Origin of the sequence: Heliorestis acidaminivorans, assembly GCF_008933955.1 — a bacterium.
GTDB lineage: Bacteria > Bacillota > Desulfitobacteriia > Heliobacteriales > Heliobacteriaceae > Heliorestis > Heliorestis acidaminivorans.
On the sequence record NZ_WBXO01000010.1, the window covers coordinates 92782 to 105963 of the forward strand.

General features: G+C 41.8%; 10 protein-coding genes. All 10 read left to right on the top strand.

The features are described from left to right. Positions 1–5 precede the first annotated feature (5 nt). A complete protein-coding gene (locus F9B85_RS11825) occupies positions 6–1877 on the top strand; it encodes a spore germination protein (RefSeq protein WP_151621179.1) in 1872 nt (623 codons plus the stop codon). 38 nt (positions 1878–1915) lie between these two features. After that, positions 1916–3001, top strand: a complete 1086-nt coding sequence (locus tag F9B85_RS11830) for an acyl-CoA dehydratase activase-related protein (protein ID WP_170270481.1) — start codon at positions 1916–1918, stop codon at positions 2999–3001. A gap of 172 nt (positions 3002–3173) precedes the next feature. Beyond that, positions 3174–3695: a hybrid sensor histidine kinase/response regulator gene (locus F9B85_RS11835; protein WP_151621183.1), complete on the top strand. Its 522-nt coding sequence runs from the start codon at positions 3174–3176 to the stop codon at positions 3693–3695. A gap of 137 nt (positions 3696–3832) precedes the next feature. Continuing rightward, entirely contained in the window at positions 3833–4927 is a 1095-nt protein-coding gene (locus F9B85_RS11840) for a 2-hydroxyacyl-CoA dehydratase (protein WP_151621185.1), read from the top strand. A gap of 12 nt (positions 4928–4939) precedes the next feature. After that, the gene (locus tag F9B85_RS11845; protein ID WP_151621187.1) at positions 4940–5965 is read left to right on the top strand and encodes an acyl-CoA dehydratase activase; all 1026 of its coding nucleotides are present in this window, start codon (positions 4940–4942) and stop codon (positions 5963–5965) included. Between the two features lie 148 nt (positions 5966–6113). Continuing rightward, a complete protein-coding gene (locus tag F9B85_RS11850; RefSeq protein WP_170270482.1) occupies positions 6114–7130 on the top strand; it encodes a CotS family spore coat protein in 1017 nt (338 codons plus the stop codon). 20 nt (positions 7131–7150) lie between these two features. Then, positions 7151–8596, top strand: a complete 1446-nt coding sequence (locus F9B85_RS11855; protein WP_151621192.1) for a protein kinase family protein — start codon at positions 7151–7153, stop codon at positions 8594–8596. 139 nt (positions 8597–8735) lie between these two features. Then, positions 8736–9758: a CotS family spore coat protein gene (locus tag F9B85_RS11860; protein ID WP_151621194.1), complete on the top strand. Its 1023-nt coding sequence runs from the start codon at positions 8736–8738 to the stop codon at positions 9756–9758. Positions 9759–9774: 16 nt separating this feature from the next. Next, the gene (locus tag F9B85_RS11865) at positions 9775–10908 is read left to right on the top strand and encodes a glycosyltransferase family 4 protein (protein WP_170270484.1); all 1134 of its coding nucleotides are present in this window, start codon (positions 9775–9777) and stop codon (positions 10906–10908) included. Positions 10909–10965: 57 nt separating this feature from the next. After that, positions 10966–13182, top strand: a 2217-nt coding sequence (locus F9B85_RS11870; RefSeq protein WP_151621198.1) for a hypothetical protein, incomplete at its 3' end; no start/stop codon positions are given.

The following is a 13182-nucleotide window of genomic DNA, read 5'->3' on the forward strand; positions in this document are numbered from 1 at the left end:
AGGCCATGAAGGACACAAAGGACAGGGAAAAAAATAAAGATAAAACAAAAAAATCAAAAGAAGCAAATGCAAAGGTAGAAGAAACGGTTTTTTTAGAATCGGAAATTACTCGTGATCTAAAAGCTAATATAGAGCTCTTTGATGCGGAGCTTGGTGTTGGTATTGGCTTTGACATAGATAAGCGTGTCATGGAGATAGCGGGACGTCAAATAGCTATGTACTATGTCAATGGCTTTACCCGTGATCTGGATGTACTGCAGATCATGCGTGCTCTTGACGAATTTGAACAAGATTGTGAGAAAAAAGGGAACTTTGACATTGATGATTTGATAGATCATCGTCTCTATTACCTGCAGATTTCCAAAGAAAAGAACGTTCGACAAATCTATTATCATCTCTTATCAGGCCGAGCTATTTTACTCATCGATGGTGAGATAGAAGCTGTAGCCATTGAAGCTCGGGAGTTTCCAGCACGCTCTCCTGAAGAGCCTGATATTGAGCGGGTCGTGCGAGGTAGTCGTGACGGTTTTAACGAAGTAATTGTTAGCAATACAGCTTTGATTCGCCGTCGCATTAGAGATCCTCGTTTGCGCTTCAAGTTGATGCAAGTAGGTCGCCGTTCGCAAACTGATGTTGTTGTAGCTTACATTGAAGATATAGCTAATCCTAATATGGTTAAAGAAGTGGTCGATCGCATTGAAAGAGTCGATGTAGACGGTCTTCCTATGGCAGAGAAAAGCCTCGAGGAATTTATTACTCGAGGAGATTGGAATCCTTTCCCTCAAGTTCGTTATACGGAGCGGCCAGATGTATCAGCTATGCACTTACTTGAAGGCCATGTATTAATTATGGTAGACACGTCACCTTCTGTCATGATTACGCCATCAACTTATTTTCATCACTTAGAGCACGCTGAAGAATATCGGCAAAATGCTCCTGTTGGTTTCTATTTGCGTATTATTCGTTATTTGGCCGTAGTTACTTCTGTCTTTTTGTTGCCTCTATGGCTTATGTTTGCTCTCGATCCGACCTTATTACCACCATTTCTAGAGTTTATCGGTCCTGAAGAAGCGGGAGCTATTCCTCTTGTTTTGCAAGTTATTGCCGCTGAAGCAGGCCTTGACATGATTCGCATGGCTGCTATTCACACACCATCGCCGCTTGCTACGGCATTAGGTCTAATTGCCGCTTTTATGATTGGTGATGTGGCTATTGATGTAGGTCTTTTTCATCCAGAAATTATTCTTTATCTAGCCTTAGCTGCTGTCGGGACTTTCGCTACTCCTTCTTATGAACTAGGGCAGACTAATCGACTGGTGCGCATATTTCTCGTCATTATGGTGGCGCTCTTTAGCTGGATTGGATTTATAATTGGCGTTCTAGCTCTAGCAGTTCTTGTCATGCGAAGCAAAAGTTTTGGCAAGCCTTACTTCTGGCCTCTGGCACCAATTAATTGGCGCATGATTCCTGTGGGACTCTTACGTTCACCAATGCCTTCTAAGCGCTGGAGACCAGATATACTCGACCCCATTGATCCAGACCGTTTGCCAGAAGCTTATGCAGGCGCTGTCGGTGGAGCTTCGGGAGCTGAGCAAACTATTGCAGAAGGTCGCGATCCAGAAAAAAATAAAGGTAAAGACCAATCTGAGGTTACTTCTGATAGACAACAGGAAAAGAGTACTGTTAAAGAAAGAGCTAAAAAAATAGAAACCAAAAATAAAGAATCTAAAAAAATAGAAAAAAAGAAGATTAAACCATTGCTGGTAAGGACAATAATTAATAAGGGACAAAATGGTTTAGAAAGCCCTCGTTGGCGTGTTCATCGCCGTGGGCTTTGGAGTTATCACAAGAATCCCCGCGGAGGTGGAGAGCACTGAAAATTACATCTGTTCTAACACCCGTTCCTATGAAGTCAGTGACAGATAAAAGCATTACAATTGGCCTTCCCCGTGCGCTGGGATACTACGAATATCTACCTTACTGGCGTGTTTTTTTTGAAAGCTTGGGCTGTGCTGTTGTTTTATCGCCACCGACTAATAAAGCTATTCTTGATCAAGGTGTACGATCGTCTGTCGATGAAGTTTGTTTGCCTGTAAAAATATACTATGGCCATGTACGGGCTCTAGCTGGAAAAGTTGATTATGTTTTTCTTCCCCGCTTGATAAGTGTAGAGGAAAAGACTTATCTCTGTCCTAAATTTCTAGGTCTACCTGATATGATTAGGGCGGCGGCAATTATGGATGGCGATTATCCAGAATTGCTCGTTGCGAATGTCAATAGCCGTTTACCAGGCGGTGGTTGGGAACAAGCCCTTACAGAAGTGGCACTGGCGATAGGCTGTAGTCGCTCAAGAATAAAAGAAGCTTTACGATGGGGCAAGAAAGCACAAGAAGAGTTCGAAAATACTCTAGAAGCTGGCGAATATCCTCCAGATGTGCTGGCACGCTGGGAAAAAAGTGGGCGTTTGCTAGAATCTTATGCGCCCCGAGAATTTACGCAGAAAAAGCTTCGTGCTAAGGATAATAAAGAGCCAGTGATAGCAGTAATTGGTCATCCTTATCAGCTATTTGATCCTTTTACTAGCATGAACTTGATGGGTAGGTTAAAGGAAAAGGGTATCAAGGTAATTACACCGATGGCCGTAACAAACCAGCGCAGTCAAGAAGCGACGATTCACTTGCCTAAACGTATCTTTTGGTCTTTTGGTCAAAAACTCTTAGGCGGTTCTCTTCACTTCTTGCAAGAAAAGATTGACGGTCTGATCTATGTAGCCGCATTCGGTTGCGGGCCTGATAGTTTAGTCGGTGAATTGGTAGAAAGGTATGCTAAAAGAAGCGGCCAAGTGCCTACGTTATACCTAACTATTGATGAGCACACTGGTGAAGCGGGCATTGTTACTCGCATAGAAGCTTTTCTAGATCTAATTGAACGCAAAAAAGTAGAAATAGAAACTGAAAATGACAAAGATGATAATACTGTTGATGTAGCACTAGGTAGTTAAATAAGAAAAAGACGAGAGAAAAATTACTTTCCCTCGTCTTTTTCTTTTGCTTTTTAATGTTAACTACAACAGAATGATATAATTACTATGTTATAATCATTATAAAAAATATAAATTCGCCATCAAAGTACCTTAGTAACAGCTGTTGCGCAGGCTACACAATATCTACAAAATGGAGCTAGAAAATATTGAATTCAACCCTGCCATAGTTGTTCAAGAAATAAAGGACTTATTTGCTGTGCAAGCAGAACAAAAGAATATAGATCTGCAGGTAGAATTAGGCCCTTCTTTACCTCAACAAGTTCAAGGCGATCCCCTTCGTCTACGGCAAGTGATTATTAATCTTCTAGGCAATGCTCTTAAGTTTACAGAGCAAGGTAAAGTTACTCTCTCACTAAACTTTGCTATGAACATAGATGGTTTGCCTTATCTGTACGTTAATGTTCTTGAGCCTGTACTAGATGGTTATGAAACGACGAAAGCTATTCGTCTTCAAGAAAAACAAGAAAATAAAGGTCGCTTGCCCATTGTCGCTATGACAGCTCATGCTATGATTGGCGATCGAGAAAAATGCCTACAAGTAGGTATGGACGATTATATCAGCAAGCCCATGAAACTAACACAACTAAAAGAGATCTTAGAACGATGGTTTCATGATAAAGATAAAATAAATGACTCTACTTCGATAGGCTAATTAAGGAAAGATAAGAAGCTGTCTTCTCAATAAAGAGAGGACAGCTTCTTTGTCTTATGTATGATCCGCTCTAGCAAAGGACAGAATATTTCCAGAAATAGCTCATGTTTTCCACAACATTGTTTCAGGGGTGAAAGATGAAGATCACATTCCCGCATATGGGCAATATGGATATTGTAATTAAGGCATTACTGGGCGAGCTAGGCCATGAAGTAATAACGCCACCGCCAATCACCAAAAGAACTCTTTCTTTAGGTGTGCAATATTCACCGGAATTTGCCTGTCTACCTCTTAAAGTTAATATCGGAAACTTTATTGAAGCTGTTGAAAAAGGAGCCGATACGGTCATTATGGCCGGTGGAATTGGTCCTTGTCGTTTTGGTTACTACAATCAGGTGCAACGAGAGATCTTACAGGACATGGGTGTTAATCTCAATATGGTTGTGCTAGAACCACCAGATCAACACATTGGTGAATTACTGAAACGGTTGCGGATCATTACAGGTTCTAACTCTTGGTGGAAGCTTATCAAGGCTATACGCTTTGCTTATGAAAAATGTCTAGCTATTGATGCACTTGAAAAAGAAGCGAGCCGACTGCGCTGTCGAGAATTGCAAAGAGGCGATGTAGACAGAGTCTATCAAAAAGGACAAAAAGCTATCGATCAGGCCAAAACAGTCAAAGAAGTGCGGCGCTGTAAGGAAGAGTATATCAAAGCTTTTAACTCATTGACTCTAGATTGGCAGAAAAAAGTTATCAAAATCGGATTAGTCGGTGAGATCTATACACTGCTCGAACCAACTGCTAGTGGTTATATGGAAAAGCATCTAGGTTACTTAGGTGCTGAAGTAGACCGTTCCTTATACTTGAGTGAATGGGTTAATGAACACCTATTCAAAGGTTTGCTACCTGTTAAAGGCCATCAAGAAACTAGAAAGTTGGCCAAGCCTTATCTTAGCTGTATCGTCGGCGGTCATGGTCAAGAATCTATTGGAGGAGCTATCGAATATGCTAAGAAAGGTTTTGATGGTGTAATACAAGTTGGTCCGCTTACTTGTATGCCCGAAATAGTTGCGCAGTCGATTATGCCTTTAGTTGAAAAAGAATATGGCCTTCCCGTACTTACCATCTATACAGATGAACAAACGGGCGAGGCAGGCTTGATTACTCGACTAGAAGCTTTTATTGATATGCTAGAGCGAAAAAAAATTGCTTTAGGACAGTTACCTTAAAGGGAGAGAAAAATGGACAAAGCACAAGAAGGACTCTATCTAGGCGTAGATGTTGGTTCTGTTTCTACAAACCTTGTTTTAATCGATGGAGAAGGACAAGTACAAGAAGCTTTATACTTGCGTACGCAAGGTAGACCCCTAGAAACGGTTCTGCGAGGTTTACAAAGCTTAGCAAGATCATATAGCAATGAACAAATCAACGGTGTAGGTACTACAGGATCAGCTCGCAGTTTAGCCGCTGTAGTAGTAGGTGCAGATGTGATCAAAAACGAAATTACTGCTCATGCCGTAGCGGCTAGCAATTTAGTTCCTGGCGTGCGCACCATATTAGAAATTGGTGGGCAAGATTCGAAGCTAATTCTAGTTAAAGATGGCATTGTGACAGACTTTTCAATGAACACTGTTTGTGCCGCTGGTACAGGATCTTTTCTTGATCAACAAGCATCTCGTCTGCAAATTCCTATTGAAGAATTTGGTCAATTGGCTGTAAAAGCTAGCCACCCAGTTCGAATTGCTGGAAGATGTTCTGTCTTTGCTGAGTCAGACATGATCCATAAACAACAAATGGGTCACTCTTTAGAAGACATTATCAGTGGACTCTGTGAAGCCTTAGTACGTAACTTCCTTAACAATCTGGGAAAAGGTAAAAAAATAGATAGTCCTATTGTCTTTCAAGGCGGTGTGGCCGCTAACATAGGCATGTGCCAGGCTTTTGAAAAAGCATTAGGTCATCCTGTAGAAGTGCCGCAACATCACAAAGTAATGGGTGCTGTTGGTGCCGCTATCTTAGCTTCTGAAGCTGTAGCACAACGAGGTGGTGTAAGCAACTTCAAAGGCTTTACAGTAGCGGAACAACCTTTTGGCGCTCGCTCCTTCGAATGTGCTGACTGTCCCAATCTTTGTGAGATTATTGAACTTCAAGAAGCAGAAAGAGTCCTCTCGCGCTGGGGTGATCGCTGTGGTAAATGGACGAATGCTCTGCCATCGGAAGTCAATAATCCTGCTATAACAGCAGAGATGGAAGCAACGACACCGTAAGGATTCACCAATAGTAGTAAAGTAACAGCCTGCCGAAATGGTCAGGCTGTTTTTTTCGCCCCATCAATTTCCAGTAACACATTCTATGGTTCATCATAGTATGGCACTAAATTGGACTATGGTCTTACTTTGGAGGGGAGGCATTCCCGTGACAGAAGAATATCAAGACTTATCGGCACTTGCTCAGGAAGAGCAAGAAGTGCTAGAACAGTATCCTTATAAGGTCATAGGAACGAAAAGAAGAGGGAGAGGCTGGCGCTTAGAGACAGATCGCGGTCCTAAAGGATTATACTGCTACCATGCTCCCGATAGGGATAGAATCTTTGCCATTCACCATGCTCTTGAACAATTGGCATCTAAAGGCTTTCGGCATACAAGCCGAAACATACGGACTAGACAAGGAGAACCTTTCGTTAGAAAAGGTGATTATTACTACACCCTTGTAGATTGGTACAATTACCCACGCATTGACTTTCGACAAGATAGAGACTTGCAAATAGCTACAAGAAACTTGGCTATGTTACATCGGTTAGGTCAAGTAAGAGAGCGACAAGAAAAAGTAGATCAGCGCCTAGGAAAAAAATCACTAGAAAAACGTAATCAAGAGCTCAAGGGCTATCGACAGCGTTTGGATAATAAAAGCCAGTACAGTCCATTTGATGAGCTTTTTCTAGAACATGCGGAAAGAATGGAGCAAAAAAGCACCACAGCAATGGAAAAACTTATTAATAATAATATCGATCAGCTTTTTGTTGAATCAGCAGAACGAGGAACAGTATGTCACCGCAACTGGACAGAAAGAAACTTACGTATCTCCCCTGATAACAACTTAGCCATCATTGGTTGGGATAACTGTGGTACTGATGTACCTATCGCTGAATTCTCAGGTTTTATCCGTTATGTTATTGATCGTCGTGATAACTGGGATGTTGATTCAGCTAAGCAAATCCTATCTACCTATGAAGAGATTAGACCGTTGGAAAATAGAGAAAAGTCAGCCTTACTAGCTTTGCTTGCTTTCCCACATAAGTTCTGGAAGACTGTAGCAAGCCATTATCGAGGTGGTAAAGACTTAGAAAGTTCTATCAATACTTTGAAGCAAGTGTTTGCCGAAGAACAGAAGCAGGAGCGTTTTGTTAATACTTTGCAAGAAGAGTTAGGATGAGGTCTAGGAGGTGAATTAAGATGGTTACCTTGACTAGTCGTTATGTTGGTACAGATCCACGGTATCGCTATCCGAAGAAAAAAAGAGCGGCTCGAAACTTATCAACTCGGCGCCGCAAAAGCGAAGAGAGAATATCTTTTCCCGTGCCTCCTCAAGAAAAAAAGAGTAGTAATCAAGGCAAAGAAAAGATAGATAAAAACAGAGAACCCCAAATCGTAGCACCACCAAGGCAGAAAGAAGAAGAAAGGCTTGTAGAAGAGCGTAAACCTCTAGTGCAAAGTGTACCAGAACAATTATTCGAAGAAAAAAGAGCAAGCCAGGAATCAACGTCCATGCCACTGCGCTGGGAAGAGATGGTCAAAAATATATCCCAACAAGGCTTACCTTGGTCACAAGATCAAGATAGTGAAGTTGAAGTTCCTGCCTTCCAAATAAGTAATAATGAAGTTGCTCAGATTCTTAGAGAGCTTGATCAAAAACCGCGCTTTGCAGAACAAGAAGGTTCAAAATGGTTAGTTGAAGGCGATGTTGATTCTCTTGTTATTCGCCAATTAACAGGAGAAGAAGGAAAAAAGAAAGCTCACAATATTGTAAGTGCCATAAGTCATTTGCGTAAGAAAGGCTTTGTCAACTGTCCTGAGCTTGTAAGCTCAAAATTCGGTGAAACAGTGCTTGCTTTCCCCGAAAACTCTTACTATGTCTACAAAAAGATTTTTGGAAAAGAGATGAAGCTGGAGAAATCTAGAGACTATAGAGAAGTCGGTAGGATGTTAGCTCTCTTTCATCGAGCAGGCATTGGCTATGTACCTATCCATCGAGAAGAAGAAAAAGGTGAAAGACTGCGTAACCTCGTAAGAGATGGTGTAGTTACAGTAGATAAGTGGAAAGAAAAGATACAGAAACAACGATTCTTTTCTGATGGTGACCGCTTGCTTAAAGAGAGTTTGCCACGCTTGATGGAGCGAGCTAATCGTTCTTTTCAGTGGATTGAAGAGCCTTATGCTCAACTATATAGAGCGGCTCGGGCACGAAGTTCTCTCTGCCAAGGTAATTTTTCAACGGCTCAGCTGATTAAGACTACACAAGGCATCTATATTGAAAACTTTGATCATTGTCGAATTGATGCGCCCATTTTGGATCTGGCCGAACTTGTAGCGCAAGTAGCACGAGATACGAGAGAAGGCTGGAAAGGCGCTGTCGCTATTATAGAAGGATACGAATGGGTTCAGCGATTGACGCCTGAAGAATGGAATGTACTCTTAGGTTATCTCTTATTACCTCGTAGCCTCTGGGATTACATGGAAGAGTCTTTCGAGAATCGTTCCGATCGAATTGAAGTGATTCCAGATCGTAAAGTACAAGACCAAGGCTACAAGAGAGCAAGAGCGGCCGTAGAAAAATGCAATCGTACTTTCTTAGCGGCTTATCGCTTATCAGTACACGGTCAAATTGATTTGCCTTCCTAAATAAAGAAGGCCTAAGAGGAAAGAGCAGTACCCTTATCTATGCGGTCTGCTCTTTTCTATGGCCTTCTGTCATAGTTATGACGATTTCTGCGTATCTTTGAGCAAAACGGTTTGACCTTTTTGAGGGGATGAAAGGTCTATGGTGGGAGAAAGCATGGTAGAAGAGGAACGCAGAGGACTTGAGCCATTGCTTTTGCAAGAGCTAGGGCTCAAGCCAAGGCAGATCAAGCCTCTGCGCTCCTCCTTTCGCATTGATGAATATGAAGGTTCGACGGTGTTGAAGCAAAGTCAACTATCTTTAGATGAATTGCAGTTTATTACAGAGTGCCAAAGCCATTTGCTACAAAAAGGGTTTGACCGTTTTTCAGCTATTCAAAAAAATATAAAAGGCGAAGTGGCGATACAGTTTGACCAGAAGTGGTGGACTACTTCTACCTGGATTGAAGGCAAAGAAAGTGATTACGATCGCCGCCGTGATTTAGAAGCGACGATTACAGCCTTGACTCAATTTCATAAGGCTTCCCGTGGGTTTTGTCGTCCTCTTCTTACAGAGCGCTTTCTATGGAAGAAGTGGCCTTATATTTTCCAAAGAAAGTTAGCTGATATAGATAAGTGTTATGAGTTAGTTGCGCAGAAAGAAAGGCTAGGTACTTTTGACCGCCTTTTTTTGCAGGGACTAGAGGAAGCTAGGGAAGAGGCTAAAGGTGCTTTAGCTCTATTACAAAGATCAAAGTATGATCAGCTAATGGATCAAGAGATGCGCAAAGGTGGTTTTTGTCATCATGATCTAGCTCATCATAATGTGATCATTGGCCGTCAAGGGGAAGCTTTTTTTCTAGATTTTGACTATGCCATTCAAGATAGTCGTTTACATGATCTAGGTAGTTTAATGATTCGGGTGCTTAAAAGACAGCGCTGGTCCTTAAAAAAAGGTCTTAGAATTCTAGAATGTTATCACGCCTCTTATCCTCTTCAACGACAGGAGCTTTTGTTGTTATTAAGTTTCATATTCTTTCCTAATGATTTTTGGCAATACAGTTGGTCCTATTACTTCGAGCAATTGGAACGTGCGCAAGACTTTCACTTGAAACGGATGAGACGTTTTCTAGAACGTCAAAAATACAGACGCCTTTTTTTGAAAGACTTTGCCGGCAAGCTGTGATCAATTTACTAGGGGGGTGGTAGATACATTGCGTATTGGCATTGACGGTCGAGCGGCCATCCTCTACAGGGGAACAGGTATTGGTACGTACACTTATCAACTTTGTAAGAACCTTTACAGTACGGCCAAAAAAGAGAAAATGCGTTTTTTCTGGCCTGGTGATGAATATCGCAATCTTGAGATTACTGATGATGCTACCTTTCGTCAGGTAGAGCAGTATCGAGAAAGATTCTGGGAGGAAGTTCATATTCCTCAGGTGATCAAACAAGAGAAGATAGACCTTTACCATGTACCGCAAAATGGGATTGGTCTTCCCCAGGTAAAACAGTGTCCCATGGTTGCTACGATCCATGACTTAATTCCTTATATTAGTCCGGAGACAGTTGGTAAGGGCTACTTGAAAATTTTTGTGGAGGAAATGCCTAGGATTTTGGAAACTGTAGAGCGCATTATAGCACCTTCTCATTGTACAGCTAACGATCTTATCAAAATCGCTGATGTACCAAAAGAAAAGATCCAAGTGATTTATGAAGCGGCTGAACCTATCTATCGTCCGATGAACAAAGAAAAAGCAAAGCGATATATACGTGAGAGATATGGCATTACTAGACCTTATGTGCTCTACATAGGCGGTTTTTCCCCACGCAAGAACGTGCGACTATTGATTCAAGCTTTTCATCTATTGAATAAAGAATTACCTCAAAAAGTAGCTCTTGTTTTGCCGGGCAAGCAGTCCAAAGAGTTTAATGATCTGGAAGTTATGGTGGCCGCTAGGAAGATGGAAGAAGATGTTCACTTTATAGGTTTTTTGCCTGTTCAAGAAATGCCTTGGATCTACAATGGTGCTGATGTTTTTGTCTATCCCTCTTTGTACGAAGGCTTTGGACTGCCACCTCTTGAGGCTATGGCTTGTGGTGTTCCAACTTTGGTAGCTCATACTTCTTCTTTGCCTGAAGTGGTAGGTGATGGGGCTCTTTCTTTTTCCCCATTAAAAGCAGAGCGTTTATGCGATCTTCTCTATGGGCTTTTAACGAATGTAGATACGGCACAGCGTCTCGCCCAAAAAGGCCTAGACCGAGCCCAGCTTTTTAGTTGGCGTAAAGCGGCCGAGGAAACCTGGCAGGTCTATCGTCAGGTTTTAAGGCATTAAATAGGAAAAGAGCTTTTTTTTCAGGTTAACAGGCAACTATGTGGGAGGGAAGCAAAAGTGCAAGAAAAGGACCATCAAGAAGAAGAGCGTACGGAATTACCTCTTCGTTCTTTAGTAGGTGTGAAACTTCATATCTTATCGCTAGATTTGGGCACTTATGATCGAGAGCAGGAAGAAATAGGTGCACTAGAAGCTCAGGTAGAAGTTCATGATCAAGAGGAAGAAGAGGGTCGTCTTCATATTAGTGGGAAAGTAATTGTATCAGCTCAAGTAGATAGAATTGCAGTGAATTCTCAACAAAGCATAGCAGAAGAGAGCGATAGTGATGTACCACTAGTTGAGACAGAAGCGGAAACTATTTCAGACTCAATAAGTGAAGATGAAGTAGATGTAGAAGCTAAGGCAGAAGAGGAAGCAGAAGCGGAAGCGGTTAATGAATCAGGGTCAGAAGTAGAGTCAGTAGCAGTAGAGACAGCGGAAGTAGTGCCGGAAGCAGAAGCAGTAGTGTCAGAATCAGTAATGTCAGAAGCAGACATAGAGTCAGAAGAAGTAAAAGTATATGAAAAGAGTGAAGATGATCTGGAAGAACCGATTGGCTCTGAAAGCTTTGCTCTATTCAAACGAGAAATACCTCCAGGACCAAAAACGGCTCGTAGAGAGCAGTATTTTGAATTGATGCTTGACCCGATTAACCCCCTTTATTCCCCACCTTTAGATGACACTATGGATGAAGATGATCTCGAATCATTGGAGTTAGGCGACCATGATATAGAACTTCAAGTACTGCACACTCATCGGTACTGGCAAGCAGAGCGTCTACATGTTGATGTTGTTGTAGCACCTGCGACAACTTGTAGTCTTTGCGATGAAGAAACAGAGGGAGCAAAGCAGGATCAGGAAGTTATTGAATTAAGGGGCTTAGAGGACCTAGAAGCAAGTCAAATAATTGCTCTCGCTTGGCGTGCAATTGAAAATGAAGATGGTACAGAAATAGAAGCACAAGTAGTTCTTCAAGGAAGGGACAATGAAGCTTTACGAATAGTACAGCAAAGTCAATTTGTAGAAGGTAAAAATATTATTCTGGGGATTCCTAATTTTGAACAAGATGCTTTGGCAGAGGGAGTCGTAAAAGGATGGTTCAAAAGAGAATCTTTAGCGGAGCTTTTGCAAGAAGATTCTATAGAAGAAGTGCAAGATGAAAGCTATAACGAAGTAGACAGTCAAGATGTTTATGAAGCTAGTACTAGTGAAGAGTTCACTGATGCTGAACAAGATACTAATGATGAGCAGGAGAATGAAGAAACAAATTATGCAGAATTTGCAAGTGGAGAGAGTTATGCAGAGAGTACTTATGAAGAAAGTATCTCTGAAGAAATTAAGCATGAAGATGTAGCAAAAGATATAAGCCATGAAAGCACTGCAGAAGCTGAAGACTATGCAGAAGAAGCTGGAGACTACGAAGAAGCAGAAGACTTTGGAGAAACTGGTGAGACTGCTCATCTTACTGAGCATAGTGATTACGGTACTGAAGAACCGCTGTATCCATATGTAAGCAACTATGATGATGAGCAGGCAAAAATACAAACTTATGAAAGTGTAGATATTTCTAGTCATCAAGATCATGAGCCTGAGCGCTGGTTTATCGATAAAGGTGGCAACCAAACTTATAGCACGGCTCTGCGTGATGAAGAGGGCTTCAAGCAAGATTATGATGAAGCTGATGAACCCTTAGTAGAAGGATTTGAGGCAGAAAAATTTGAGGTAGAAAGATTTGTGACTGAAGAATACGATCTTCCTATCAATGATGATCCTGACTATATGGAAGAATGGAATCATAATGAGGCGGCAGAACTATACGATAACTATAATGACCTTGAAAAGTCAGAGCCTTATGATTCCTTAGAAAACTTAGCACAAGAGAAGTTATTACAACCTCTTGATGGCGATGTAACAGAGCCACTAGTGCAAGAAGAAGTAATGGTAAGCGAATTTTCTTCGGGAGATCGAGAAGAGAAGTCCGATGTTCAAGAGCTTACTGAGGAAGAACTACAGAAAGCTATCTTCGAAGCGGAGTTAGAAGCGGCTATGAATGCCGAATTAGAGGAAGTAGCGGCTGAGGAGAAAGAAGAGATCGAGCGGGAAGCAGTAGAGCAAGAAGCAGTAGAACAAGAAGCAGTAGAGCAAGAAGCAGTAGAGCAAGAAGCAGTAGAGCAAGAAGAAGTAGAGCGAGATGCCTTTGAGGAAGATGGCGTTGAGGTAGGTGGCGTTGGGGAA

Coding starts and splice junctions, on each gene's coding strand:
- F9B85_RS11860 (WP_151621194.1), top strand. CDS start 8,736: ATGGTGGGAGAAAGCATGGTAGAAGAGGAACGCAGAGGACTTGAGCCA.
- F9B85_RS11845 (WP_151621187.1), top strand. CDS start 4,940: ATGGACAAAGCACAAGAAGGACTCTATCTAGGCGTAGATGTTGGTTCT.
- F9B85_RS11835 (WP_151621183.1), top strand. CDS start 3,174: ATGGAGCTAGAAAATATTGAATTCAACCCTGCCATAGTTGTTCAAGAA.
- F9B85_RS11825 (WP_151621179.1), top strand. CDS start 6: ATGAAGGACACAAAGGACAGGGAAAAAAATAAAGATAAAACAAAAAAA.
- F9B85_RS11840 (WP_151621185.1), top strand. CDS start 3,833: ATGAAGATCACATTCCCGCATATGGGCAATATGGATATTGTAATTAAG.
- F9B85_RS11855 (WP_151621192.1), top strand. CDS start 7,151: ATGGTTACCTTGACTAGTCGTTATGTTGGTACAGATCCACGGTATCGC.